The 24,337-nt window shown below is 69.7% G+C and carries 26 protein-coding genes and 1 riboswitch; of the genes, 10 read left to right on the top strand and 16 right to left on the bottom strand.

Translation table 11 applies throughout. The features are described 5' to 3' along the window. Position 1 precedes the first annotated feature (1 nt). Positions 2–865 (top strand): 5-oxoprolinase subunit C family protein, encoded by an 864-nt coding sequence (locus ABTV10_RS03150; RefSeq protein ID WP_499032446.1) that lies wholly within the window; start codon positions 2–4, stop codon positions 863–865. A gap of 4 nt (positions 866–869) precedes the next feature. Here ABTV10_RS03150 and rlmB read toward each other — a convergent pair whose 3' ends face one another. The 5 genes from rlmB to carD are packed head-to-tail and all read right to left on the bottom strand — an operon-like array spanning position 870 to position 4,983. After that, a complete protein-coding gene (gene rlmB / locus ABTV10_RS03145) occupies positions 870–1,835 on the bottom strand; it encodes a 23S rRNA (guanosine(2251)-2'-O)-methyltransferase RlmB (RefSeq protein WP_433609725.1) in 966 nt (321 codons plus the stop codon). After that, on the bottom strand, positions 1,835–3,247 hold the full coding sequence (gene cysS / locus ABTV10_RS03140) for a cysteine--tRNA ligase (RefSeq protein WP_499032444.1): 1,413 nt from the start codon (positions 3,245–3,247) through the stop codon (positions 1,835–1,837). The genes rlmB and cysS overlap by 1 nt, the downstream gene beginning before the upstream one ends. 11 nt (positions 3,248–3,258) lie before the next feature. Next, entirely contained in the window at positions 3,259–3,735 is a 477-nt protein-coding gene (gene ispF / locus ABTV10_RS03135) for a 2-C-methyl-D-erythritol 2,4-cyclodiphosphate synthase (RefSeq protein ID WP_433609721.1), read from the bottom strand. Positions 3,736–3,769: 34 nt separating this feature from the next. After that, the gene (ispD, locus tag ABTV10_RS03130; protein WP_499032442.1) at positions 3,770–4,492 is read right to left on the bottom strand and encodes a 2-C-methyl-D-erythritol 4-phosphate cytidylyltransferase; all 723 of its coding nucleotides are present in this window, start codon (positions 4,490–4,492) and stop codon (positions 3,770–3,772) included. Between the two features lie 2 nt (positions 4,493–4,494). Further along, complete coding sequence (carD, locus tag ABTV10_RS03125; protein ID WP_127917589.1) at positions 4,495–4,983, bottom strand: RNA polymerase-binding transcription factor CarD; 489 nt, start codon at positions 4,981–4,983, stop codon at positions 4,495–4,497. A 297-nt stretch (positions 4,984–5,280) separates the two neighbouring features. Between carD and ABTV10_RS03120 the strand changes: the two genes are divergently transcribed. Continuing rightward, positions 5,281–5,880, top strand: a complete 600-nt coding sequence (locus tag ABTV10_RS03120) for a copper chaperone PCu(A)C domain-containing protein (RefSeq protein WP_499032441.1) — start codon at positions 5,281–5,283, stop codon at positions 5,878–5,880. Positions 5,881–5,976: 96 nt separating this feature from the next. Further along, complete coding sequence (radA, locus tag ABTV10_RS03115; RefSeq protein ID WP_499032440.1) at positions 5,977–7,365, top strand: DNA repair protein RadA; 1,389 nt, start codon at positions 5,977–5,979, stop codon at positions 7,363–7,365. A 3-nt stretch (positions 7,366–7,368) separates the two neighbouring features. Here radA and ABTV10_RS03110 read toward each other — a convergent pair whose 3' ends face one another. Continuing rightward, complete coding sequence (locus tag ABTV10_RS03110) at positions 7,369–7,929, bottom strand: PaaI family thioesterase (protein ID WP_499032439.1); 561 nt, start codon at positions 7,927–7,929, stop codon at positions 7,369–7,371. 116 nt (positions 7,930–8,045) lie between these two features. Here ABTV10_RS03110 and disA point away from each other — a divergent pair, with 116 nt between their 5' ends. Further along, positions 8,046–9,131, top strand: a complete 1,086-nt coding sequence (disA, locus tag ABTV10_RS03105; RefSeq protein ID WP_499032437.1) for a DNA integrity scanning diadenylate cyclase DisA — start codon at positions 8,046–8,048, stop codon at positions 9,129–9,131. Positions 9,132–9,146: 15 nt separating this feature from the next. Here disA and ABTV10_RS03100 read toward each other — a convergent pair whose 3' ends face one another. Together ABTV10_RS03100 and ABTV10_RS03095 are read right to left on the bottom strand one after the other, a co-directional pair. Further along, positions 9,147–9,848: a hypothetical protein gene (locus ABTV10_RS03100; RefSeq protein ID WP_499032436.1), complete on the bottom strand. Its 702-nt coding sequence runs from the start codon at positions 9,846–9,848 to the stop codon at positions 9,147–9,149. An 80-nt stretch (positions 9,849–9,928) separates the two neighbouring features. After that, entirely contained in the window at positions 9,929–10,555 is a 627-nt protein-coding gene (locus ABTV10_RS03095; protein ID WP_433609708.1) for a carbonic anhydrase, read from the bottom strand. Between the two features lie 100 nt (positions 10,556–10,655). Between ABTV10_RS03095 and ABTV10_RS03090 the strand changes: the two genes are divergently transcribed. Then, positions 10,656–11,537, top strand: a complete 882-nt coding sequence (locus ABTV10_RS03090; RefSeq protein ID WP_499032434.1) for an HhH-GPD family protein — start codon at positions 10,656–10,658, stop codon at positions 11,535–11,537. Positions 11,538–11,543: 6 nt separating this feature from the next. Here the strand turns inward: ABTV10_RS03090 and ABTV10_RS03085 are convergent, their stop codons facing one another. Continuing rightward, on the bottom strand, positions 11,544–12,284 hold the full coding sequence (locus ABTV10_RS03085) for an alpha/beta fold hydrolase (protein ID WP_499032433.1): 741 nt from the start codon (positions 12,282–12,284) through the stop codon (positions 11,544–11,546). Positions 12,285–12,352: 68 nt separating this feature from the next. On the opposite strand from ABTV10_RS03085, the gene mhuD reads away from it, so the two are divergent. From mhuD to ABTV10_RS03070, 3 genes are all read left to right on the top strand, one after another. After that, a complete protein-coding gene (mhuD, locus tag ABTV10_RS03080; RefSeq protein WP_499032432.1) occupies positions 12,353–12,667 on the top strand; it encodes a mycobilin-forming heme oxygenase MhuD in 315 nt (104 codons plus the stop codon). A gap of 97 nt (positions 12,668–12,764) precedes the next feature. Then, a riboswitch (cobalamin riboswitch) is annotated at positions 12,765–12,883 on the top strand. A gap of 26 nt (positions 12,884–12,909) precedes the next feature. Beyond that, positions 12,910–13,104 (top strand): CbtB domain-containing protein, encoded by a 195-nt coding sequence (locus tag ABTV10_RS03075; protein WP_499032431.1) that lies wholly within the window; start codon positions 12,910–12,912, stop codon positions 13,102–13,104. Beyond that, positions 13,095–13,874 (top strand): CbtA family protein, encoded by a 780-nt coding sequence (locus tag ABTV10_RS03070; protein WP_499032430.1) that lies wholly within the window; start codon positions 13,095–13,097, stop codon positions 13,872–13,874. The genes ABTV10_RS03075 and ABTV10_RS03070 overlap by 10 nt, the downstream gene beginning before the upstream one ends. 1 nt (position 13,875) lies before the next feature. On the opposite strand, the gene ABTV10_RS03065 is transcribed toward ABTV10_RS03070, so the two are convergent. From ABTV10_RS03065 to ABTV10_RS03045, 5 genes are all read right to left on the bottom strand, one after another. Then, positions 13,876–14,640, bottom strand: coding sequence for a DsbA family oxidoreductase (locus ABTV10_RS03065; protein WP_499032429.1), 765 nt, complete (start codon positions 14,638–14,640; stop codon positions 13,876–13,878). 31 nt (positions 14,641–14,671) lie between these two features. Next, positions 14,672–16,345: a class I adenylate-forming enzyme family protein gene (locus ABTV10_RS03060; RefSeq protein ID WP_499032427.1), complete on the bottom strand. Its 1,674-nt coding sequence runs from the start codon at positions 16,343–16,345 to the stop codon at positions 14,672–14,674. Between the two features lie 43 nt (positions 16,346–16,388). Then, on the bottom strand, positions 16,389–17,417 hold the full coding sequence (locus tag ABTV10_RS03055) for a winged helix-turn-helix transcriptional regulator (RefSeq protein WP_499032426.1): 1,029 nt from the start codon (positions 17,415–17,417) through the stop codon (positions 16,389–16,391). A gap of 65 nt (positions 17,418–17,482) precedes the next feature. Then, positions 17,483–18,133, bottom strand: coding sequence for a response regulator (locus ABTV10_RS03050; protein ID WP_499032425.1), 651 nt, complete (start codon positions 18,131–18,133; stop codon positions 17,483–17,485). Between the two features lie 42 nt (positions 18,134–18,175). After that, entirely contained in the window at positions 18,176–19,387 is a 1,212-nt protein-coding gene (locus ABTV10_RS03045) for a sensor histidine kinase (RefSeq protein ID WP_499032423.1), read from the bottom strand. 218 nt (positions 19,388–19,605) lie between these two features. On the opposite strand from ABTV10_RS03045, the gene ABTV10_RS03040 reads away from it, so the two are divergent. Continuing rightward, the gene (locus ABTV10_RS03040; RefSeq protein WP_499032422.1) at positions 19,606–20,211 is read left to right on the top strand and encodes a DUF4352 domain-containing protein; all 606 of its coding nucleotides are present in this window, start codon (positions 19,606–19,608) and stop codon (positions 20,209–20,211) included. A gap of 347 nt (positions 20,212–20,558) precedes the next feature. Here the strand turns inward: ABTV10_RS03040 and ABTV10_RS03035 are convergent, their stop codons facing one another. Continuing rightward, the gene (locus ABTV10_RS03035) at positions 20,559–20,993 is read right to left on the bottom strand and encodes an OsmC family protein (protein ID WP_499032421.1); all 435 of its coding nucleotides are present in this window, start codon (positions 20,991–20,993) and stop codon (positions 20,559–20,561) included. A gap of 189 nt (positions 20,994–21,182) precedes the next feature. Further along, positions 21,183–22,781 carry an MFS transporter gene (locus tag ABTV10_RS03030; protein ID WP_499032420.1) on the bottom strand — a complete coding sequence of 533 codons (1,599 nt, stop codon included), beginning with the start codon at positions 22,779–22,781 and terminating at the stop codon, positions 21,183–21,185. Between the two features lie 221 nt (positions 22,782–23,002). Between ABTV10_RS03030 and ABTV10_RS03025 the strand changes: the two genes are divergently transcribed. Further along, positions 23,003–24,247 (top strand): esterase-like activity of phytase family protein, encoded by a 1,245-nt coding sequence (locus tag ABTV10_RS03025; protein ID WP_499032418.1) that lies wholly within the window; start codon positions 23,003–23,005, stop codon positions 24,245–24,247. The last annotated feature ends 90 nt before the right edge of the window (positions 24,248–24,337 follow it).

The following is a 24,337-nucleotide window of genomic DNA, read 5'->3' as shown; positions in this document are numbered from 1 at the left end:
CATGCCATGGCTCGAAGTTCTGCGCGCCGGCGCACGCACCACCGTCCAGGACCGTGGGCGGGCCGGACACGCGGCGCTCGGGGTCGGGGTATCCGGCGCGGCCGACGTCACCGCGCACGACAGCGCCAACCGCCTGGTCGGCAACGAACCGTCGGCGGCCACCCTCGAGACGACCTTGGGCGGCCTCCGGGTCCGCGCTGTCGGCCCGGCGACGATCGCGGTCACCGGCGCCCCGGCACCCCTGACCGTGAACGGTGAACCGCGCCCGCTCTACTCGACGCTGCACGTCCGGGACGGTGACGAGATTGCTCTGGGGATCGCACCCGCCGGACTGCGGACCTATCTCGCGGTCCGCGGCGGCATCGACGTCCCCGCCGTCCTCGGCAGCCGCGCCACCGACACCCTGTCCGGGATCGGCCCGGAACCGCTCCGCGACGGCGATCGGCTGCCGATCGGAGACCTGCACGGCGAGTTGCCGATCGAGGAGCTCATCCCCCCGCCGGCGCCGGCCCCCGACCCCGTCGAACTGCGCATCCGGCTGGGCCCGCGCGACGACTGGTTCACCCCGGCCTCCCGAACCGCCCTCGTCCGGCAGACGTGGACGGTTACCACCGATACCGACCGCGTCGGCGCCCGCCTCGAGGGTCCGGGCCCGCTGCACCGCGCGCGCCGGGGCGAGCTGGCCAGCGAGGGCATGGTGACCGGGGCCCTGCAGGTACCGCCCGACGGCATGCCCGTGCTGTTCCTCGCCGACCATCCGGTGACGGGGGGCTACCCGGTGATCGCCGTCGTCCTGGACGACGACATCCCGGCCGCAGCTCAGCTGCGACCGGGATCTCGGATCAGGTTGCGGAAGGTGCTGTGACCCGTCAGCCGCGACGCTGACGCGCGATCTCCGACAGCACGACGCCCGCGGCGACCGACGCGTTGAGCGATTCCACCTCGCCGGCCATCGGGATGCTCAGGATCGAGTCGCACGTCTCGCGGACCAGGCGGGACAGGCCCTTGCCCTCGGAGCCGACGACGATCACGACGGGATCGGTACCGACATAGTTGTCGAGGCTCGTGTCGCCGCCCGCGTCCAGGCCCACGACCTGAACACCCTTGGACTGCCAATCCTTCAGCGTACGAGTCAGATTCGTCGCCCGCGCGACGGGCAGGCGGGCCGCGGCACCGGCGCTGGTGCGCCACGCGACCGCCGAGACGCTCGCGCTGCGACGCTGCGGGATCACCACACCGTGACCACCGAAGGCAGCCACCGAACGCACGACGGCGCCGAGGTTGCGCGGATCGGTGATGTTGTCCAGGGCCACCAGCAGCGCCGGCTCCTGTCGGGTGCGGGCGGCGGTGAGCAGGTCGTCCGGGTGCGCGTACCGGTACGGCGGCACCTGCAGCGCGATGCCCTGGTGCATGCCGTTGGCGCTCATCCGATCGAGGTCGGTGCGCGGCACCTCGAGGATGGAGATGCCCTCGTCCGCGGCGCGCTGCACGGATTCCTTCAGGCGATCGTCGGTCTCCGCGCCCACCGCCACGTACAGCGCCGTCGCGGGCACACCCGCGCGCAGGCACTCGACGACGGGGTTGCGGCCGAGCACCATCTCCGGCGAGTCTTCGGCACGACGGATCGCCGCAGCCCGCTGCATCTGCCGCTGATCCGCGGCCCGCGCGGCGGCCCGCGCCTTCTTGGCCGCGGGATGCTTGGTCCGTGCCTCGGCGGGCGGCGTCGCGCCGCGCCCCTCGAGACCCTTGCTGCGCTTGCCGCCGGATCCGACGACCTGGCCCTTCTTGGTGCCACCCTTGCGGATCGCACCGCGCCTGCTCGAATTACCCGCCATCACTTACCCGATTCGTTGGAAGAAGCTTGCTCGAGCGACCACTCGGGTCCGCTCGGAGTGTCGGTCACGGCGATGCCCGCCGCGGCCAACCGGTCGCGGACCTCGTCGGCCACCGCCCAGTTCTTGTCGGCCCGGGCCTGCTGGCGCCGGTCGAGTTCGGCCTGCACCAGCACGTCGAGCGCGCCCATGGCCACCGCGTTGTCGGACGCCGACGTCCACTGCGGATCCAGCGGATCCACACCGAGGATGCCGAGCATCGCCCGCACCTGCGCCGCGACGGTCAACGCACCCTCGGAATCACCGGATTCGAGCGCGATGTTGCCCTCACGCACGCGCCCGTGGATCTCCGCGAGGGCCGCCGGGACGTTCAGGTCGTCGTCGAGAGCCGACGCGAACTCCTCGGTCCACTTGCCCACCGGGACATCGCGCCCGGTGCGTTCCGCGGCACGCTGCACGAAGGACTCGCAGCGGCGGTACGCCACCGCGGCCTCCTGCAGGGCCTCCTCGGAGTACTCGAGCATCGACCGGTAGTGCGCGCTGCCGAGGTAGTACCGAAGTTCCTGCGGCCGAACCAGTTTCAACACGTTCGGGATCGACAGCACGTTGCCGAGCGATTTCGACATCTTCTCGCCGGACTTGGTGACCCAGCCGTTGTGCAACCAGTACTGCGCGAAGTCGTCGCCCGCGCACTTGGCCTGCGCGATCTCGTTCTCGTGGTGGGGGAACACCAGATCCATTCCACCGCAATGGATGTCGAACGCCTGCCCGAGGTAGAACACGGCCATCGCGGAGCACTCGAGGTGCCAGCCCGGGCGGCCCGGACCCCACGGCGTGGGCCACGACGGCTCGCCCGGCTTCGCGGCCTTCCACAGCGTGAAGTCCCGCGGATCGCGCTTGCCCTCGGCCGCGCTCTCGCCCTGATGGACGTCGTCGAGCTTGTGCCCGGAGAGCTTGCCGTACTCGGGGAAGCTCCGGACGTCGAAGTAGACGTCGCCCGCCGCCGCGTAGGCGTGCCCATTGTCGATGAGCCGCTGCATCATCTCGACCATCTGGGTGATGTGCCCGGTCGCGCGCGGCTCCACCGACGGCGGCAGCACACCGAGCTGCTGGTACGCCCAGTCGAACGACCGCTCGAACGTCGCGGCCCACTCCCACCACGGGCGGCCGGCCTCGGCGGCCTTGTTCAGGATCTTGTCGTCGATGTCGGTGACATTCCGCACGAATGCGACGTCGTAGTCGTGCGCGAGCAGCCAGCGGCGCAGCACGTCGAACGCGACGCCGCTGCGCACGTGTCCGATGTGGGGCTCGCCCTGGACGGTGGCGCCACACAGGTACACCGAGGCATGTCCGGGGGTCAGCGGAACGAAGTCACGCAGAGCCCGTGTCACGGTGTCGTATAGGCGCAGGGTCACGACGAGCGATTCTACCGGGCGCTATCAGCGGGGATGATCAGCGCGGTCGCGACGGCGGCGATGCCCTCACCACGGCCGGTGAGTCCCAGTCCGTCCGTTGTGGTGGCCGACACCGACACCGGGGCGCCGAGCACGTCGGACAGCACCCGCTGGGCCTCCTCGCGCCGCGGGCCGATCTTCGGTCGATTGCCGATGACCTGCACCGCCGCGTTGCCGACGACGTATCCGGCGTCGCCGAGCAGCCGCCGGACCTCGGTGAGCATTCGCACACCGCTCACACCGTCCCACTCCGGCCGACCGGTGCCGAACACCGAGCCGAGGTCGCCGAGTCCCGCCGCCGACAGCAGCGCATCGCACAGCGCGTGAGAGGCGACGTCGCCGTCGGAATGCCCGGCGCAGCCGTCGGCGTCCTCGAACAACAGCCCCGCCATCCAGCACGGACGGCCGGCCTCGATCGGATGGACGTCGGTGCCGATTCCGACTCGCACGCTCGGAGCTCCCTCTCCTCGGAGTTTCCCAGGCCTACCGGGCCTGGCCGGATTCCGCCTGGCCGAGCAGCATCCGGGCCAGGGCGAGATCCCATGGTGTCGTGATCTTGAATGCCTCGGGTTCGCCGACGATGGTGCGGACCCGCTCCCCGAGCCGCTCGACCAGTCCGGCGTCGTCGGTCGCGTCGCCGTCGACGTCGTGGTACGCGCGGCGAAGAAGGTTCGCGTCGAAGCCCTGCGGTGTCTGGACCGCGCGCAGCTCCGAACGCGGTGGTGTGCCGGTGACGGCACCGAGCACATCGACGGTCTTGATGGTGTCGCTGACCGGCAACACCGGGATGACCGCGGTGCGTCCGGCATGCAGTTCCGCGACGATCCGCGCGATCAGCGTCGGAGGCGTGAGCGCGCGGGCCGCATCGTGCACGAGGACCAGCTCGGCACCGGTCGCGGCGGCGAGTCCAGCCCGAACCGAATCGGCCCGCTCCGCGCCGCCGACGACCACGACCACGTCGTCGGGCAGATCCGCCCGCGCGACGTCGACAAGTTCCTCGGGCACGATGACGACGACCGTGTCGACGACACCGGACTCGAGCAGTCCGTCGACGGCGCGACGCAGCATGCTGCGCCCGGCGAGTTCGACGAACGCCTTCGGAACGGACTCGCCCAGCCGGACACCACGTCCGGCAGCGGGAACCAGCGCGACGACCGGTCCGGCTGAGCGGCTACGGCCGCTGCTGGTGTCGACTGTCTCAGTCACCGTCAGGAAGCTGCGGCCAGGACCTCGTCGAGGATGGTCTCGGCCTTGGCGTCGTCGGTGCCTTCCGCCAGTGCGAGCTCTCCCACGAGGATCTGCCGGGCCTTGGCCAGCATCCGCTTCTCGCCCGCGGACAGACCGCGGTCCTGCTCACGCCGCCACAGGTCACGCACGACCTCGGCGACCTTGTTCACGTCACCCGAGGCCAGCTTCTCGAGGTTCGCCTTGTAACGGCGAGACCAGTTCGTCGGTTCCTCGGTGTGCGGCGCACGAAGCACCTGGAACACCTTGTCGAGACCCTCCTGGCCGACCACGTCACGCACGCCGACGTACTCGGCGTTCTCCGCGGGAACGCGGACGGTGAGATCGCCCTGAGCGACCTTCAGAACGAGGTATTCCTTCTGTTCACCCTTGATGGTGCGGGTTTCGATCGCCTCGATCAGCGCCGCTCCGTGATGGGGGTATACGACGGTGTCTCCGACCTTAAAAATCATCTGTCCCGTGCCCCTTTCGATCTTCCGAGTTTAACACGTGACCAAACCATCGTCCCATCAACGGCGCAGGTCAGGGGCGTCCTTGCCTGACCTCAGGGGTTGACAGGACGCGTCAACCGTGCATTTCGGGCCGCGCCGGTCGCCCGTTCGGCGACTCCCGGAAGAACCCCGAACCCGCACTCCGACAACCGTTGTGCACCCGACACGACCTCGTTACGAGTACCCAGCGTGCGGCCGCTCGAGGCTGACTACTACTCTGCCTAGTGGATTGTGAACCTGACCCATGGAGGACAACCCGTGACTGCTCTCACTGCGTCGCCGACTCGCCGAGTCGCCACCGCTGTCGCCCTCGCTGCCGGCGCGACGCTGATGCTGTCCGCATGCGGCGCAGGTCAGGTCTCGCAGACGGCCACCCAGGTCGCGGCGGTGAACGGCAACCAGGCGACCAGCGGCGACATCGCGCTCCGCAACGTGCACGTCGTCTACCCGAACTCCGAGGAGTACAGCATCGAGCCGGGCGGCTCGGCGCAGCTCGCGTTCACCGCTGTCAACCTCAGCGAGCACGCGACGGACAAGCTGACGAGCATCAAGACCGACTTCGCCGGCTCGGTCACCATCGACGCCAAGGACGGCACCCGCGAGATCAAGCCGCAGACCGCCCTCGGTGCCGGCAACCCCGACGTCTCGGTGCCCGAGCAGGCGCCCGAGACCGTCAGCCTGATCGACGTCACCCTCGAGGACATCCGTGAGGGCGTCCGTCCGGGCCTGACCTTCCCGGTCATCTTCACGTTCCAGAACGCCGGCGACGTCGTCGTGCAGGTTCCGGTCGACGCCGGCCACGCCACCGAGCGCCACGAGTCGGAGAAGTCCCCCGACGTCGCCGAGGGTCACCACTGATCCTTCGGGTCCGCGAGATCCACAGCCTTTCCGGGAGAGCCCGGGCGACATCGTCGCCCGGGCTCTCCTGTCGGTCGGGGTCACTAGGCTGCGCGCGTGGCAAAAGCTAAATCGAGCTTCCGGTGCTCGTCGTGTCAGCACACCGTGGCGAAATGGGTGGGCCGCTGCCCGGAGTGCGGTACGTGGGGCTCGATGGACGAGGCGCCCGTCCTCACCGCAGTAGCCGCCCGTCCCGGCGCCTCGCTCGCCCGCAGCGGCGCCGCGGCGCTGCTGCCGACCACCCCGGCCTCCCCGATCACCCAGATCGACGGCACGGCCACCCGCGCCAAGGCCACCGGAGTCGACGAACTCGACCGTGTGCTCGGCGGCGGCGTCGTCCCCGGGTCGGTGGTGCTGCTCGCGGGCGAGCCCGGCGTCGGCAAGTCGACGCTGCTCCTCGAGGTCGTGCACCGGTGGGCGACGCGCGGGCCCGACGATCGCGCGCTGTACGTCACCGGTGAGGAATCGGCCGGCCAGGTCCGGCTGCGGGCCGACCGCACCGGCGCGGTGCACGAGCGGGTGTACCTGGCCGCCGAATCGGACCTGGCGACGGTCCTCGGGCACGTCGAGCAGGTCCGGCCCACGCTGCTGATCGTCGACTCGGTGCAGACCATGCTGGCGGCGGACGTCGACGGCGTCGTCGGCGGCGTGACCCAGGTGCGCGCCATCACCAGCGCGCTCACGTCGCTCGCGAAGGCCAGCGGCGTGCCGGTCCTGCTGATCGGCCACGTCACCAAGGACGGCGCGGTCGCCGGCCCCCGCTCACTCGAGCACCTCGTGGACGTGGTCCTGCACTTCGAGGGCGACAAGCACTCGTCACTCCGGATGATCCGCGGCATCAAGAACCGGTTCGGCGCGGCCGACGAGGTGGGCTGCTTCGAACTGCGCGAGGACGGCATCGTCGGCGTCAGCGATCCGTCGGGGCTGTTCCTGCACCACCGGACCGACGAGGTGTCCGGCACCGCCGTCACGGTCACGATGGACGGCAAGCGGCCGCTGCTGGGCGAGGTCCAGGCGCTCGTCGCGCCCACCCACAATCCGTCCCCGCGCCGAGCGGTGAGCGGACTCGACTCGGCGCGGGTCTCGATGGTGCTGGCGGTCCTGGAACGGCGCCACGGCATCAAGCTGTCCGACCGGGAGGTCTACGCCGCGACGGTCGGCGGGATGCGGATGACGGACCCGTCCTGCGATCTGGCCCTGGCCGTCGCGGTCGCGTCCGCCGGCAAGGACCGACCCATCCCCACCGGCACCGTGGTGCTCGGCGAAGTCGGACTGGCCGGCGAGGTCCGGCGGGTGTCCGGCGTCGCCCGGAGGGTCGCCGAGGCCGCGCGGCTGGGATTCACCCGCGCGGTGGTGCCGATCGACTCCGGAGATCTCCCGAAGGGCATTCGCCCCGTGGAGGTGTCGAACGTGGGAGATGCCTTGCGGGCGTTGAATCTTCGGTGAGCGTCAGACGGCCGACGTGCCGAACGGCGAGACGGGATCGCCGTCGACGAACGCTGCGGTCGGCGCGAAGTGCTCCGGATTGACGGTCAGGAACAGGCCCCGCGACGTCGCGACCGCGGTGTCGGGGTCCGTGCCGGGCCCCTCCACGATGAACGCCTCCGACGTCGTGTACGCCTTGCGCCGTACCGTGCCCTCGATGCGTGCCCGGAACTCGAGCACCGAGCCCAGCGGGATGGGACGCGCGAAGTCGATCTCGAGGTGCGCGGTCACCACCGGGCCTCCGAGCACCATGCACGCCATGCCCTGCACCTCGTCGAACGCGGTGGACAGGATGCCGCCGTGGATCACACCGGGCCCGCCCTGGTAGCGCTTGGCGACCTCGAGTCGGCCCGTGACCGACAGCTTGTCGCCCGCCCGGAAGCTCATCGCCATACCGGCGGGCTGGTCGTCGCCACAGCCGAAGCACTTGGACCAGTGCTGCGGGAGCGGCTCACCGGGAGCCGGGTACCACTCCGGCACCTCCGGAAGAACGAGGTCATCGGGCAAGGTCCAAGTACTGCTCACAACTAGGTAATGTAGAGACGGCCCGACCGTGGCCCGAATGCGGCTCGGCCAGATGTGACCTCGGACTCACTCGGATTCCGACCGGAGACACCAACCGCACGAGGGGGGATTTCGCGATGAACGACGCTGCGCCTTCGGCCGTGCTCCGTGAAACGATCGCTCGCCTCGCCCCCGGAACGGCCCTGCGCGACGCGCTCGAGCGCATCCTCCGTGGCCGCACCGGCGCACTGATCGTGCTCGGGTACGACGAGCAGGTCGAGGAGCTGTGCGACGGCGGATTCGAGCTCGACGTCGAGTTCGCGCCCACCCGCCTGCGCGAGCTGTCGAAAATGGACGGCGCCGTGGTGTTGTCCACCGACGGCACCCGGATCGTGCGCGCCAACGTGCAGTTGGTGCCCGACCACAAGATCCCCACCGTCGAGTCCGGCACCCGGCACCGCGCCGCCGAGCGCACCGCCATCCAGACCGGGTTCCCCGTCGTGTCGGTGAGCCAGTCGATGAGCATCGTCAGCGTGTACGTCGGCGGAATCCGGCACGTCGTCGACGGGTCGGCGACCATCCTGTCCCGGGCGAACCAGGCCGTCGCGACGCTCGAGCGCTACAAGTCCCGGCTGGACGAGGTGACCCGGCAGCTGTCGGTCGTCGAGATCGAGGACTTCGTGACGCTGCGCGACGCGCTCACCGTGGTGCAGCGCCTCGAGATGGTGCGCCGGGTGTCGGTCGAGATCGAGCAGGACGTGCTCGAGCTGGGCACCGACGGCCGCCAGCTCGCGCTGCAGCTCGAGGAGCTGGTCGGCGACAACGACGCCATGCGGCAGCTGATGGTCCGGGACTACCTGGCCGGGTCCGAGCCCGCATCCTCGGCGGCGGTCGACAGCACCCTCGCCACCGTCGACAAGCTCACCGACGTCGACCTGCTCGACCTGACGACGCTGGCCCGCGCCTTCGGGTACCCGGGCACCATCGAGGCGCTCGACGCGCCGATGAGCCCGCGCGGCTACCGCGTTCTCACCCGAGTGCCCCGGCTGCAGTTCATGCAGATCCATCGACTGGTCAGCTCGTTCGGCACCCTGCAGGGCCTGCTCGCCGCCACGGCCGGGGATCTGCAGTCCGTGGACGGCATCGGTGGATTGTGGGCACGCCACATCCGGGAGGGTCTCTCGCGACTCGCCGAAGCCTCGATCAGCGGCCCGTACGACTAGGCCGCGACGGGTCCGTCAGGCGAAGTTGAACGGTTCCGGCGCGCTCCGCAGACCGCCGAGCTGGGCGATGACGGTGTACCCGCCGGGCGGGACCTGGTTGCGCGGGGCGGTACAGCCGGGCTCCGACGTCTTACCCGACCACTTGACGGTGAACCGGGCCTGGCCGCCCGGCTCGAGGATCTGCACGGCAGGGTCCGCGCTCGGGTAGCAGTCGACGTTGGACCACAGCCGCTTGTTCCCGTCGAGGGAGTACACGAGCGCCTGCTGCATCGCCGAACCCAAGTCGCGCTCGCACTTGCTGGTCCCGATGTTGGTGATCGCGATCGTGAAGCTGGGCTCGTCGCCGATCTTGTACTGCGGCTGATCGGGCGTGGCCTTGATCGCGAGCGACTGGTCGGCGCACGGCGCGGCCGCCGCGCCGGCGCTCGTGGTGGCCGCCGCCGACGTGCCGGTGCCGGTGCCGGACGATCCGCTCGCCGACGACGTGGACCCCGACCCCGACTCGTTGCCGGATTCGGACGGCGGCGCGCTCGGGGTGCTCGATCCCGTGAGTTCCGACGTCGCGGCCGCGGCGGCCGATTCGGGAGAGTCGTCGCCGCCTCGAACGGACGAAATGATCCACACGACCAGCACGACCACCACGACGATCACGCCCAAAGCGACGGCGCGCCGACGCCAGTAGATCTCGGGGGGCAACGGTCCGTTCGGTTCAAGCACGAGTCAACCGTAATTCCCTGCGCCCGACCCTCGCCTCAGCAGTCCCGGCGTGTCGCCCGGTGCCCCCGGTCGACTTCGTCTCAGTCCGCCGATTCGCCGACGTCACCGACGACGCTCTGCAGCTTGATGTCCCCGTCGGACAGCTTGTAGGTGACACCGACGATGGCGCACCTGCCGGCCTCGACAGCCTCGGAGATGATCCGCGACCGCTGCATCAGCAGCGCACCCGTCTCGACCACGTGCCGGCCCTCTAGCTCGTCGACCGTGCTCAGCCCCTCACGACGACCCATCAGGATCGACGGCGAGACGCGCTCGACGACGTCGCGGATGAATCCGGCGGGGATGGCACCGGTGTCGAGGGCGTCGATGGACGCCTTGACCGCGCCGCAGTTGTCGTGACCGAACACGACGACCAGCGGGACGTTGAGGACTGCGACGGCGTACTCGATGGAGCCGAGGACCGCGCTGTCGATCACGTGACCGGCGGTGCGGACGATGAACGTGTCGCCGAGGCCCTGGTCGAAGATGATCTCGGCGGCGACGCGGGAGTCGCCGCAGCCGAAGATCACGGCAGTCGGATGCTGGGCGTCGACCAGTTTGGCGCGGTCGGCAATACCCTGGCTCGGATGCAGCGGGGTACCGCTGACGAAACGCTCGTTACCCTGCTTGAGGGCTTTCCAAGCGGAGATCGGGTTGGAATTGGGCATGGCGCAATTGTGCACCCTCGACCACCCGCCGTATCAGTCGGATCGCCGAGAATCCGGCGACGAATGCCTCAGCGGTGCACGGAGAAGGGTGAGAAATTCGATGTCGGTGGACAGTTCGGCGTTGCTGCGGTGGTACGGCGAACAGGCCCGGGATCTGCCGTGGCGCCGCGAGGGCGTGACGGCCTGGCACATCCTGATGAGCGAGATCATGCTGCAGCAGACCCCCGTCGTCCGGGTCGCCCCGATCTGGGAGGAATGGGTGCGCCGGTGGCCGGTGCCGTCGCTGATGGCGGCGTCGAGTCAGGCCGACGTCCTACGGGCGTGGGGCAAGCTCGGATACCCGCGGCGGGCGCTGCGTCTGCACGAGTGCGCGGGTGTTCTGGCCGCGGAGCACGGCGACGAGGTGCCCGCCGACGTCGAGGTCCTGCTGAGCCTGCCCGGCATCGGCGACTACACCGCCCGGGCGGTGGCGTGCTTCGCCTACGGACAGCGAGTTCCCGTGGTGGATACCAATGTCCGACGCGTCGTGGCCCGCGCCGTCCACGGCCGGGCCGACCAGGGCAGCCCGTCGACCAAACGCGACATGGCCGACGTCGACGTGCTGCTGCCGCGCACCCGGGAACGCGCCGCGCGGTTCTCGGCGGCGCTGATGGAACTCGGTGCCACGGTGTGCACCGCGCGGACCCCGGACTGCGGGCGGTGCCCGCTGCCCCGGTGCGCCTGGGTGGAGGCGGGACGGCCGGCGCTGGTGGGCGAGCCACGCAAGGTGCAGAAGTTCGCCGGCACCGACCGCCAGGTGCGCGGGAAGCTGATGGACGTGCTGCGCGGCAGCGCGCACCCCGTCGAACGCACACAGCTCGACCTGGTGTGGCTCAGCGACCCGGGCCAACGGGACCGGGCCCTGGACTCGCTGCTGCTGGATGGGCTGATCGAGCAGACCGAGGACGGACTGTTCGCGCTGGCCGGTGAGGGCAGCCGCTGACCGCGCTCAGTCGAGAGACTTCAGGAACTCCTCGACGGCGTCCCGGTACCGCTCGGGCTGGTCGTCGTGGACGAGGTGCCCGGCCTGCGCCACCCACACGTAGCGGGCGTCGTCGTGCCCCTCGAGCATCCGTCGCATCTGCCCCTCGGGGGTGATCGTGAACTCCCCCTCGATCAGCAGCGCGGGGGCGCGCACGGCCTCCCACTGCCCCCAGAAGTCACGGGTGCCCCATTCCTCCGAGATGTCGCGGAACGTCGCGACGTCGCCGTGCAGGTACCAGCCGTCGACACGGCGCTCGAACGACGCGAGGAAGTAGCGGCCGGCAACCTCACCGAAGAAGTCGAGCACCGCCGCTTCGGTCGGGAACGGCTGCGGCCACGCGGAAACCATTGCCGCCCAGTCCTTTGCGGTCCGCCCACGAAAGTCCGGAGCCATGTCCTCGAGCACGAGCGCCCGCACCCGATCGGGATGCGCGGCGGCGAAGCACCACGCGTGCAGCGCACCCATCGAGTGGCCGATCACGGTGAGGGGTTCGTCGAGCCCGGACAGCGCGGCAGCGAGGTCCTCGACGAACAGCTCCGTCGTCGGATCGCCGTCGATCGGGCGACCGTGCCCGGCCGCGTCGAATGTGTAGACGTGGCCGTGTTCGCGCAGCCACGACACGTGGCGCGACCACGTCCGCGCACTGCCCATCAACCCGTGGAGCAGCAGTATCGGCCGCCCCGTCCCACCCTCGTCGTGCAACACGAGGTCGACGGTAGCCGACGCCGGCGATCCCCGGGAGGACATGCGCGGCCGGGAGTACCCTCGCGTCCATGGCAGTCGTGAAGATCAATGCAATCGAGGTCCCCGAGGGCGCCGGACCCGAACTGGAGAAGCGGTTCGCGCACCGCGCCCACGCGGTCGAGAACTCCCCCGGATTCCTCGGGTTCCAGCTCCTGCGCCCGGTCAAGGGCGAGGACCGCTACTTCGTCGTGACGCAGTGGGAGTCCGACGAGGCGTTCCAGGCGTGGGCGAGCGGCCCGGCACGCGAGGCGCACGCCGGCGAGCGCGCGAAGCCCGTCGCCACGGGTGCCTCGCTGCTCGAGTTCGAGGTCGTGCTCGACGTGGCGGCGTCATCCGAATCCTGATCCACCACATCCGATTCGGACGCGTGCAGCGCCGATAGCGGATTTTCGGTCACGGTGTCTCACCCGATTGACACCGTGACCGGTGGGGTGCCAGAGTTCGCTCGACAGAAGCGATGGTTCGACGGTAATCCCGGTGCAATTCCGGAGCGGTCGCGCCACTGTGATCGAGGGCCCGCCTTCGAGAGCCAGACACCCGGCCATCGCATGGACCCAACAGGGACGCGAAATCCCAGGAGGCACCGATGGCAATCGCCTATTCACCCGGCAAGTCGACCGAGTCGGTCGCTGTCGCACTCATCGCCGCGGCAGTGGTTCTGCTCGCAGTGCTCGCGCTCTACCTGGTCGGATTCGACCAGGGCGCAATCTCCCGCAGTGGCATGTACATGCACGAACTGATGCATGACGGTCGGCACCTGCTGGGCCTGCCGTGCCATTGACACCACTGCCGACGATCACCGACAGCCTGAAAACCCTCCTCCTCCGCGGCCTCCTGGCCGGCCTGATTGCAGGCCTGGTGGCGGGGGCGGTGGCGTTCACACTCGGTGAACCCCACATTCAGGCCGCGATCGTCCTCGAAGAAACCGCTGCCGCACCGCACGAGCACGGCACGGACTCGGCCGGGGTATCGGAAGGGCATTCGCACGGCGACGACGCTCTCGTCAGCCGCACCGGACAGCGCTTCGGGCTGTTACTCGCAACCCGCTTCGCGGGCCTCGCCCTCGGCGCGATCGTCTCCGTGGTCGTGTACTACGCACGACGGCTCAGCATGCTGCCTGTGCCACTGCTCGCCGCAGTGGTAGCCGGATACGGTTGGCTCGCAATGGAAGCCGTGCCGTTCTTCAAGTATCCGGCCAACCCGCCCGCGGTCGGCGACCCGGACACGATCGACGAGCGAACCCTGCTGTGGTTCGCGTCGGTGGTCCTCGGCCTGGTCGCGGTCGCGGCGGCCGTGTACGTCGGACGGCGGCTGAAGAACCAGGAACTGATCTCGGTGCGCGCGAGCGGACAGATCGCCGCGTTCCTCGTGGTGGCCGCGGTGGGTTACAGCGCGCTGCCCGGTGTCGACGAGGTGGGCGAGGACTTCCCCGCCACCCTGCTGTGGCAGTTCCGCATCTCGTCGCTCGCGACCCAGGCAGCGCTGTGGCTCGCACTGGGGCTGGCGTTCGCGTTCCTCACCGAACGCGCCCGCCGGCCCGCGATCCGCTAGCTCAGATGGCGCACGAATCGTCGGTGCAGCCCTCGGCGTCCCCGCCCAGGGCTGCACCGCCGTCGGCATCGACATGCTCGAGCGCCTGACGCAGCAACTCGCCGAAGACGTCCTGCGGCTGCGCGCCCGACACGGCCAGGCGGCGGTTCGCGACGAAGAACGGCACGCCCGACACCTGGAGCTGCCTGGCCGTCTCGATGTCCGCGCGCACCAGGTCGGCGCCGGCGTCGCTGTCGAGTGCCGCGGCGGCCTCCGCGGGGTCCATTCCGGCGGCCGCCGCGATGTCGACCAGCACGGCGCGGTCGTCGAGCGCCTTGCCCTCGGTGAAGTATCCCCGGAACAACCCCTCGAGCAGCTCGTCCCGGCGCTCCCCCGCCACGTGCAGCAGGCGGTGCGCGTCGAACGTGTTGGCCGCGATGATGGCGTCGACGTCCATGGTCACCCCGTCCTCCGCGGCCACCCGGGCCACGTGCTGGTAGAGCTCGCGCGCCTGCTCGACCGGTACGCCCCTGCGCTCGCCGACGAGCTCGAGCTGGCTCCGCCGCGCCCCGACCGGCGTCTCCGGAGCGAGCTGGTACGAGCGCCAGACCACCGAGACACGTTCGCGCTCAGGAAATTCGGCGAGTGCCGCGGCGAATCGACGCTTGCCGACGTAGCACCACGGGCAGGCGATGTCGGACCACACCTCGATCAGGACGGTGGGCAGGTCGGTTGCGGACTGGACACTGGCGTTGCTCTCGATCGTCACCAGGGCATTCGAACACACGCCGACTCCGCGGCCGATCCGGGTCCGCCGGTCAACCGCGGCCCAGCTCCTCACGCAGCAGCCTCTTGAGGACGTTGCAGGCGTGGTTACGGGGCAGCTCCCGGGAGATCACGAGGCGCTCCGGCGTCTCGACCGGGGCGACGCCGCGGGCCGCGAGGAACTCCGTGAGCTCCTCGAGACTGAGCACCGAACCGGGGCGACACGACACAACGGCCACGACGCGCTCGCCGGCCGCGCTGTCCGGACAGCCGATCACCGCGGCCTCCACCACCGACGGATGCTCGGCGATCAGCATCTCGAGTTCCATCGATCCGATCGGCACACCGTCGTGCACGATCAGATCCGCGGCGCGGTCGACGTACCGCAGGTAGCGGTCCCAGGGCCCGTCGATCACGAACAGTTCACCGGTCTCGAGGAAGCCGTCCGCGTCGAACGGGTCCCCATCGCGCGCCGGGTTGAGGTAGCCGGCGAACACCGTCGGCCCCTTGATCCGCAGCTCACCCACGACACCTCGGTCCACGATCTCCGCGCCGGTCTCCGGATCGACGAGCTTGATCTGCGAGTCGTCGGCGTAACCGGTTCGCGGGTAGAGCAGCGCCCGCTGCCCCGGCCCCACCGACGACACCGGCTCCGCCCGCAGGCTCACGCCCTCGATGGTGCCGAAGTAGCCGACCAGTTCGACGCCGTAACGGTCCTTCCACGCCTGCACGGTGCCGGGCGCCAACGGCGCCGACCCGACGCCGATGCGGGTGACCGTCGACAGGTCGACGGCGGGTGCGTCGCGGCGGTCGATCGCGGCGAGCACGGCCGGCCGGCCGGCCGTGAAGGTCACCTTCTCCTCGGCGATCTGCCTCAGGAACACACCGAGATCGAACGGTTGGTGCTGCACCAACACGCATCCGACCGACAACCACGGGAGCAGCGTCCCGGTGATTCCGGCAGCGGTCATCATCGGGAAGGGGTTGAGCATGACGTCCGCAGCGGTCAGCCGGGCGGCATCGACGACTCCCCTTGCCAGGCTGAGCGATTCGTAGTGCGCATGCGGAACCCCCTTCGGGGCGCCGCCCGTGCCCGCCGTCCAGCAGATCGCGATGCAGTCGTTGGGATCCGCGACATGAGCGGCGGCATGGGCGGCGACCCGCTCGGCGTCCGCCGAGTTGGGAACCGCATGCCCGATGCGCACGACGCCGTCGGGCACGCCCACGCCGTAGCTGAGCACGGTCCGCAGCGTGGGAATCTGCGATCGCACCGACATCACCCGCGCAGCAACGGGATTCGACCCCACACGCCCCGCGGTGACGAAGACGCCGACGCACCCTTCGTTGCACACGTCCACGATCTCGGAGTCCACCGAGTGCACCGGCAACGGCGAGACCATTGCACCGATCCGCCACGACGCGAGGAAGACGACGACCTGCTCGACGGTGTTCGGCAACTGGACGCCGACGACGTCGCCCGCCCGCACCCCGGCTTCGAGGAGGACGGCCGCGAGGCGATCGACCTCGGCGGCGAGTTCCGCCCAGGTGACCCGGCGCGGCAACCCGTCGACGTACTCGGCCTTGTCGACCGGATCGACGACGGCGAGCTGGGATCCCCGTTCCCGGACGCGATCGGCGAACAGTTGCTGAACCGTTTCCCGAGTCCACTCCCCCGAGGCGGTGTACTCGTCTACGCGGATCTGAGGGTGAAGCTTCAGGCTCCCCATGTGCCCTCCGTTGAGTAGATCCGACGCCCCGACCGTCGTCACTTCAGTTAGCGGTGTGATCTAGATCACTAGATCTACCACGAACTGTTACCGCCGCGCGACCTGGTCCCCGCAACCAGTCGTCGTGGATGTCCGACGGCGATTGCGGGGATTCGATGGAAATCTCCCGGGCCTGCAGTAATGCGGCGCACTCGCTGCACACCAGGCGCGGGGAGAAGGATCCCGCGCACGGCTCGTGGTGGGCCAGTACGGCGCTGCCTTCCGGCGCGCGGAACCACCACTGGCCCCACTCGATCATGTGCATCACGACGGGGAAGAAGTCCTGCCCCTTCCCCGTGAGGTGGTACGTGACCCGACCCGCGCGCTCCGGGACCGGACGCTCGCACAACACCCCGAGGTCGGTGAAGCGCCGAAGCCGATCCGCCACGATCGCCGAGGACGCGCCGGTCCACTCGCGGAACTCGCCGAACCGCGTCGCGCCGAACGACGCGGCACCCAGCAGGGCGACGGACCACCGGTTGCCGAGCAACTCCATCGTGTGGGGCAACTGGGACGGTCGACGCGTCCCACCGGACCGTCGGCGACTCGACGCCGCCGGCACACTGCGCCGGGAACCGCCGCTGGGGCCGACACGGGTGGCCACGTCCTCGAAACCGGCCGGGTGACGACAACGCGCACACGCCATGATCGGCGTGAACTCGGACCCGCACGAGGCGTGCCGCATCCGCAGCAGGCCGGCCTGGCCGTCCGGCGCCCAGCGGCGCTCCCATGACCACATCGCGGCCAGGACCGACCACACCGCCCGCCCGCAGTCCGTCAGCAGGTACTCGGCCCGCATCGACTCCCGGGGATAGGCCACCTTCTCGAGCAGCCCGACCTCGACCAGTCGGGCGAGTCGACCCGTGAGCACCGAATTCGAGATCTCGCCTCGCCCCACCCAATCCCGGTACCGCCGCGTGCCCTGCAACGCCTTGCCGAGGATCCACAGGTTCCATTCGTCACCCAGGACACCGAAGGCGATCGCCAGCGCGTTGTCGCCTCCGGCCTCGAGTTCATCACCGCCCCCACGCACGACCGGATTCCCTCCCTCGCCACTGGCGGGGAGTATGGCACAGCTCGGTCGACCGACAACGCCGATCAGACGACGAGACCGGCCCGGAACGCACTCAGGGCGGCCTCGACTCGATTGCGCGCGCCGAGCTTGCCGAGGATCGCCGACACGTGCGACTTGACCGTCGTCTCGCTCATGTACAACCGCTTACCGATGTCGGCGTTCGACTCTCCCTCGGCGAGCACGGCGAGAACGTCTCGCTCGCGGTCGGTGAGGCGGCCCAGATCCGGGCCGTTCTCCCGCATCGCACCGCCCGCAGCGACGATGCGGCGCAACGATTCCGGGCTGAACAACGTGTTTCCGGCCGCGACCACGCGGACCGACTGATGGAACGTGTGCGGGGGCTCATCCTTGCTGAGGAAGCTGTGGGCTCCGGCCGCGACGGACTTGACGACGAGGTCGTCGACGTCCATCGACGTCATGGCTACGACCTTGGGAGGATTCGACAGCTCCATCAGCATCCGTGTGGCCTCGAGGCCGCCGACCCGCTTCATCTTGAGATCCATCAGCACGACGTGCGGGCGGAAGGTCCGGACGGCGCCCAGGACCTCGTCGCCGTCACTCGCGTCACCGACGACCGCGATGTCCGGGGCGGCCCGGAAGATGTCGGCGACGCCTCGCCGCACGAACGGGTCGTCGTCGACGATCAACACGGTAATCGGGCCGGCATCGGTCATAGTGTGGCCAGAATATGCTCCGCCACCGACAAATCCGGGAAATCAGCCGGACCAGGGAACCCAGCAGTTCACGACGAACTCCGAATCGATGCGTCCGGCTTCGAGCTTCCCGCCGATGTCCCGAGCCTGCTCGGCGAGCCCGCGCAGCCCGGTCCGGGATCCGATACCGACCTGAGCGGGCTTGGTGCTCAACAGATTCCGAACCGTGATGTCGATGCCGGTCTCTGGCGCACCCGTCACCGAGATGGCCACCACCTGGTCACTGGCGTACTTCTGCGCATTGGTGAGTGCCTCCTGCACCACCCGGTAGCAGACGTGCCCCGCCAACATCCCGATGTCGCCCGGAGCGAGGTCGGTACCGAGCGTGCAGTGCATCCCCGCCGCCCGGGCCGCCTGCACGAGCGCGGGCACCGCGTCGATCCCCTGGTGTCCGACCTGTTCCCGCGGCCCGGCCGTGCCTCGCAAGACCCCGACGATGCCCTTGAGGTCGTCGAGCGCCTCGTGCGCCGTCGCCCGGATCTGCGCCGCCGAGTTCGCAACCTTCTCCGGCGACTCGGCGGCGTTGACCTGCAGTGCGCCCGCGAACAACGAGATCCGGCTGAGACTCGCGGCCAGTGTGTCGTGCATGTCGCGGGCGATCCGGGTCCGCTCCTCCGCCCGGATCATCTCGTCACGGATCGCGTCCGTCTGCTCGGCGGCCGCGTCACGGCTCTGCTCCGCCTCGACCAACTGGCCGCGGGTGCGCACCCACAGCGCGAGCACCAGCACCAGCACCACCAGGACTGCCGCGACGAGCCACGGGATCCACAGCGCCACGACGTACTGCTCTATCACCCCGTTCTCGGGCTTCTCGGCGCCGATAGTGAGAACCGAGTACTCCCGCAGCCGGTACGCGTCATAGGTGAGCGAGACCCCGCACGCCACGAACACCGCCACGGCGGCGCCCGTCAATTGGAATCCCCGCGCCACCCGGGTGACCGCGAACAGCGCGATGAGCGCCGCCGTCGCGTCCGTCTCGAACACCAGCGGGGCCGCGAGACTGATAGCGAGAACCTGCCACGGGTACTGGTGTCGACGCGTCAGCGCTGCCGCCGCCGCCAGGGCGAGGACGAGCCCGATTCCGTGGTTCCAGCCCGGCGTGTTCCCCGAGCTGGACGCCAGACCCACCGTCATCAGCGAGCAGAACGCGCTGAGCGTGACGGCGCCGACTGTCCAGAAACGGCGCCGGATCCTGCCGGCAGTCTCGGATTTCACGGACAGAACCGTACGCACGAGCGCCGACAGCTCGACATCCCCCGAACGTCGGCCGACGGTGCCCGTCCGCACGATCGGACCGACGAAGACCGTCCGAAATGAGGAGCGGTGTCCGACTTCCGGAGGAAGACGACGAGCCGCCGCCCGAGGTGTGCTTACGGCAGAGCACGACACGGCCCCACCTCAGGACGCGTCGTCGACGTCGAAAGGAACTGTCCGTGAGCACTCCCCACCAACCCGCACCTCCGCAGGCGCAGGCGCAGGCCCAGAAGAACTGGTTCGCCCGCCACAAGATCCTCACCGGGCTCGGCGCCGTGATCGCCGCGATCGTCGCGATCACCGCCGTCAGCGGCGGTTCCGGCGACAAGCCGTCGGACGCCGCCCGAGCCGCCGGCGCCGCCACCACCGGTGCCTCGGAGGCCCCCGCGGACGCCCGGATCGGCACCCCGGTCCGCGACGGCAAGTTCGAGTTCGTCGTGAACGGCGTCGAGGCCGGAGTCCCGAGCGTCGGCGTCAACGAGTACCTCACCGAGAAGGCGCAGGGCCAGTTCGTCCTCGTCCGCATGACTGTGCGCAACATCGGCGACCGCGAGCAGAGCTTCACCACGTCGGCGCAGAAACTCGTGGACGCGCAGGACCGCCAGTACTCGGTGGACGACATGGCCACGCTCACACTCGACCAGGGCGTTGCGTTCGAACAGATCAACCCGGGCAACTCCGTCGAGACCACCATCGTCTTCGACGTTCCGCCGGGCACCGTTCCCGCGGTCCTCGAGGTCCACGATTCCGTGTTCTCCGGCGGCGAGTCGGTCCTGCTGCGGTAGCGGGCAGTCGGGGGGCGGCGGTACCCGCGGGGTTCGGCATCGAGGGGTTGCCGAACCCCACCGGCGCGTTCGCAGTTGTGTGAATTACACGAGAAGGGGATTCGCGGAAAGCCGCCGTGTAGCGTCGGATGTGCGTTCCGGTCGACGAGGAGTCGGCCACTCCGCACCGGTCGCACCGCCGCCCCGACCGTCGGCACGAGTCCCCGACCGGCACCGGAACACCGAGCGACTACACCTTCTGCAACATTCTCGAGAACCGAAGGTACCGAGGGTTGGGCCGCGGCTCGAACGCGACTGACATCGGAAAGAACCACTCCCCCAATATGTTCGGGAGTCCGCCACGCAAGCTACTCGAGCGCGGCGTCGAGCGTGATGTCGACGCCGGTGAGGGCTTTGCTCACCGGGCAGGTCTCCTTGGCGACCTGAGCGACTCGGGCGAACCCCGCAGCGTCCAGGCCGTCCACCTCGGCGCGGACCGTGAGCGTGATCCCGGTCAGCCTGAAGCCCGGATCGTCGGGGCCCAGCGAGACGTCGGCGCGGACGTCGAGGCTCTGCGCGGTTCCGCCGGCCTCCCCGATCAGAGCCGACAACTGCATCGCGTAGCACGACGAATGTGCCGCCGCGATCAATTCCTCGGGGCTGGTGGTTCCGCCGGCGTCCTCGGCGGCACGCTTCGGGAACGACACCTCGAATGTCCCCACCTCGGAACTGCTGAGTTCGACCTGACCCGAACCCTTTTCGAGAGTTCCGTTCCAAGCTGTCCGCGCTGTGCGTGTGGGCATTGCAGATCCTCTCTCGTCGATCGGTCTCTCCCCGCAAAGTACCCCCATCGTGAGATCCCGTGGGGCAGCTCGGGAAGGCTCGACTCCGGAGAGAATCGCGAGGCTAGCGCTGGTCGCCACCACCACCACGATCGACGGTCTGGGATCCGCACGCCCGGAACTGGGGCCCGGGCGTGCCGGTCGGTCTGTTCAGGACCGGTGGTCGACGCGTGCGGTCGCCTCGTCGATTTCCCGATACCGCGCGAGCAATTCCCGTTCCCCGTCGCGGTGCGGGTAGGCGAAGAAGACGAGCGCCGCACCGACCAGGACGATCGCGATGGCCGCGCCGTACGCGCGGGTGTCGCCGTCGAGGAACGCCGCGCGGGCGGCATTCTCGATCGCGTTCGCGTACTGCGGGTACCGCTCTGCGACGTTCTCGGCACCCGCGAAGGACTTCTCCAGGGCGGCCTGGGTCTGATCGCCGACACCGCCTGCCTCCGGGCTGGCCGCGATCGCGGCGGCGAACGAGGCCGAGTACCCGGCGGTGAGCAGCGCACCGAGTACCGACTGGACGATCGCGCCGCCGAGATCGCGCTGCAGGTCGGCGGTGCCCGACGCCATTCCTGCCCGCCACACCGGCACCGAGCCGGTCAGCGAGTGCGACGCGGGCGTGCCGGCCAATCCGACACCGGCGCCGAGGAACATGTAGCCGAGCGCGATCTTCCAGTACTGCGCATCCTCCTTCCACAGCAGCAACGCCACCAGCAGCCCCAGGACGATCGCCGCGTATCCGAGCAACAGCGTGAACCGCGCGCCATGCGACTCGACCAGCTTGGCCGACTGCGGTGCCACCACCACCATGACGGCCGCCGCGGGCAGACCGGCGGAACCTGCTGCCAGCGTGGAGTATCCGAGCACGTTCTGCATGTACTGCTGACCGATGTACATCGTGCCCATCAGTGTCCCGAACACCACGATGCCCGCGACCGCCGCCACCCAGAAGATTCGCCGGCGGGCCACCCTGAGGTCGAACAGCGGGAAGTCCGCCCGCAGCTGCCGGATTCCGAACGCCACGCCCGCGGCCGCCGCGACCAGCAGCATCGACAGCGCAGTCGCCCGCATGCCGGCGACGGGAGCGAAGTTGATGCCGAGCACCAGCGCGGCCACCAGGATCACCGACACGATTCCGCCGAGATGGTCTACGGGATCGGTTGACTCGTTGACGTGGCCCGGCACGAAGTACACGGCGAACCCCAACGCGACCAGCGCCAGCGGCACGGTCACCAGAAACACCGAGCCCCACTCGAACGACTGCAGTAGGGCTCCGGAGACGAGCGGGCCGAGCGACGAGATCCCGCCGCCGATCGAGGACCACATCGCGATCGCCTTGGTCCGGCCCGGTCCCGACCACAGCGCGGTGATCAGCGCGAGGGTCGTCGGGAAGGCCATTCCGGCCGCCACACCGCCGAGCAGGCGCGCGAGGATCAACACCTCGACGGTCGGCGCGAATGCGGCGATGATGCACGCCGGCAGAGACAACACCATGCCGAGCACGAGCATCAGCTTGCGCCCGTACCGGTCCCCGAGCGCGCCGAGGTAGAGCACCGAGCCGGCGAGCCCCACCGAGTACCCGACGGCGATCAGGTTCAGCTGCGTCTGGCTCGCGTCGAACGCACGACCGATGTCGGGCAACGCGACATTGGCCACCGCCAGATTCAGATTCGCGACGGAGGCGACGAGGATCAGGGCCGTGAGGACCAACGGGGCCCGGGCGGGGCTGGTCCCGGTCCCGCCCGCTGCGGACGTCATGCGGCCAGTTCACACCATCGGAGTCCATCCCGCTCGCCAACAGGCCGACATCCCTGACCGAACTCCGGAAGTTGGCTCGCGGCCCGTGTGATCCGTCGTTGATCCCGATGGTCGAGCGCCGGAGCCACCACACCGTTCGCCACACCCTGCTGTTTGCCACACCGACGGCTGCCGGTCACCCCGTGACCCTACGTTCAACCCTCATGCGCACCCTCACAACCATGTCGACCGCGGCAGTCGCCGCTGTGCTTGCCACCGTCGTCGCCGCTCCCGCTTCTGCCGCGCCGCCGGCTGCGGACCCGACAGTGAAGTCGTCCGCGACGCTGCCCGCCACGCCGCTGTCCGAAATCGAGCGGCAGATCACCGACGACCGGGGCGTCGACCTCGGCGGCATCGGCAGCGGCCTCTTCCACATCCGCGGCGACGAGTACTGGACCGTCACCGATCGTGGACCCAACGGCGAGGCAAAGGTGGACGGCTCGGACCGCCGCACCTTCGTCGTCCCTGAGTTCACCCCTGCGCTGGTCCGGATCCGGGTCCAGGGCGACCGGATCGCCGTGCTCGAGACGCTGCCGTTGACCACGCAGGCAGGCGCGCCCGTCACCGGCCTCTCCAACCTTCCTCGGGACGAAAAGCCGTACGCCGCCGATGCCGTCACGCCGCTCCCGCTGAACCCCAACGGGCTCGACACCGAAGGCGTGGTCCGCACCCCGGACGGCCATTTTTGGCTGGTCGACGAGTACGGCCCCTCGATCGTCGAGGCCGATGCCCAGGGCCGCGTCGTCGCCCGGCACGTGCCCGCCGGCCTCGAGGACGACTACACCGCTGCCGGTGTCGAGTACCCGGTGACCGGTAGCCTCCCCGCGGGGCTGGCCGACCGGAAGACCAACCGCGGCTTCGAGGACATCGCCCTGCTGCCCGACGGCCACACCGTCGCCGTCGCGCTGCAGAGTTCGGTCACGGTCAGCGGCGACAAGGACCGCATCATTACCGAACTGCTCACCTTCGACACCACCACCCGGACCACCGTGCACGAGTTCGGGTACCAGTTCGACGACCCGTCCACCTTCGCCGCCGGCACCAGGGGGCGCGACCTGAAGATCTCGGCACTGATCCCGCTGTCGCAGACCCGGGTCCTCGTCGAGGAACGCACCGACACCGAGGCACGCTTCTACGCCGTCGACCTGGATCCCAACCGCGAGCTGATTACCAGCGCCGACAAGACGCTGTTCGCGAACCTCGCCGGTGTCGCGGGTGTGCCCGGCAAGGTCGAGGGGGCCGCACTGCGCGGCAACCGACTGATCCTGATCTCCGACAACGACTTCGGCTTCGACGGCTCCCGGGCCTACCCGGCCGGCGAGGACGTTGCCGACAGCGGCATCGAGACCGTACTGGTCGAGGTCGACGTCGACGGCGGCGGCCGCGGATCCTCGGATCTTCCGTTCCCGGTGACGCCGCTCTCCTGAACCCCTCCGACCGCACGGCTGCAATCTCGCGCCGACGCGGCGCGGTTCAGGGGGCGGGCACCCCGTCGCCACCTGACCGGGCGACGGCGG

It is taken from the genome of Paraburkholderia sp. RHO2, from assembly GCF_050955445.1.
In the GTDB taxonomy this organism is placed as follows: domain Bacteria; phylum Actinomycetota; class Actinomycetes; order Mycobacteriales; family Mycobacteriaceae; genus Prescottella; species Prescottella agglutinans_A.
The sequence above is the reverse complement of the archived record's forward strand: the minus strand, read 5'-3'. Positions and strand labels throughout refer to the sequence as shown.

Excerpts from the sequence above, each read along its gene's own strand:
- ABTV10_RS03150 (WP_499032446.1), top strand. The coding sequence starts at position 2 with ATGCCATGGCTCGAAGTTCTGCGCGCCGGCGCACGCACCACCGTCCAG.
- rlmB (WP_433609725.1), bottom strand. The coding sequence starts at position 1,835 with ATGGCGGGTAATTCGAGCAGGCGCGGTGCGATCCGCAAGGGTGGCACC.
- carD (WP_127917589.1), bottom strand. The coding sequence starts at position 4,983 with ATGATTTTTAAGGTCGGAGACACCGTCGTATACCCCCATCACGGAGCG.
- disA (WP_499032437.1), top strand. The coding sequence starts at position 8,046 with ATGAACGACGCTGCGCCTTCGGCCGTGCTCCGTGAAACGATCGCTCGC.
- ABTV10_RS03095 (WP_433609708.1), bottom strand. The coding sequence starts at position 10,555 with ATGCCCAATTCCAACCCGATCTCCGCTTGGAAAGCCCTCAAGCAGGGT.
- ABTV10_RS03090 (WP_499032434.1), top strand. The coding sequence starts at position 10,656 with ATGTCGGTGGACAGTTCGGCGTTGCTGCGGTGGTACGGCGAACAGGCC.
- mhuD (WP_499032432.1), top strand. The coding sequence starts at position 12,353 with ATGGCAGTCGTGAAGATCAATGCAATCGAGGTCCCCGAGGGCGCCGGA.
- ABTV10_RS03075 (WP_499032431.1), top strand. The coding sequence starts at position 12,910 with ATGGCAATCGCCTATTCACCCGGCAAGTCGACCGAGTCGGTCGCTGTC.
- ABTV10_RS03060 (WP_499032427.1), bottom strand. The coding sequence starts at position 16,345 with ATGGGGAGCCTGAAGCTTCACCCTCAGATCCGCGTAGACGAGTACACC.
- ABTV10_RS03050 (WP_499032425.1), bottom strand. The coding sequence starts at position 18,133 with ATGACCGATGCCGGCCCGATTACCGTGTTGATCGTCGACGACGACCCG.
- ABTV10_RS03035 (WP_499032421.1), bottom strand. The coding sequence starts at position 20,993 with ATGCCCACACGCACAGCGCGGACAGCTTGGAACGGAACTCTCGAAAAG.
- ABTV10_RS03030 (WP_499032420.1), bottom strand. The coding sequence starts at position 22,781 with ATGACGTCCGCAGCGGGCGGGACCGGGACCAGCCCCGCCCGGGCCCCG.
- ABTV10_RS03025 (WP_499032418.1), top strand. The coding sequence starts at position 23,003 with ATGTCGACCGCGGCAGTCGCCGCTGTGCTTGCCACCGTCGTCGCCGCT.